Origin of the sequence: Eubacterium sp. AF19-12LB (assembly GCF_003479125.1) — a bacterium.
Lineage (GTDB): Bacteria > Bacillota > Clostridia > Lachnospirales > Lachnospiraceae > Eubacterium_U > Eubacterium_U album.
On record NZ_QUGP01000012.1, the window covers coordinates 1 to 222 of the forward strand.

Here is a 222-nt window from a genome sequence, read left to right on the forward strand (position 1 = left end):
TCTAATAGGAATAATCGCCTTAGCAAATACAGCTTTAAATGAGTACATTCCATCCTGCAGACTTTTTAGATAACTTTCATTTAAACTAATAACAACATTTCCTTTCTGTTCTGCTACAGAAAATTGACTATTTGAAACTGTATTCTTATTACATTCCAAATATTCAAATTCATTATATTTAGCAACATCCGAACCTTTTGTCAAATAATCGTTACCTATTGT

The 222-nt window shown here is 28.8% G+C and carries 1 protein-coding gene; it reads right to left on the reverse strand.

The features are described from left to right. Positions 1 to 222: hypothetical protein (locus DWX29_RS10940; RefSeq protein ID WP_199663690.1), on the reverse strand; the 222-nt coding region annotated here is incomplete at both ends.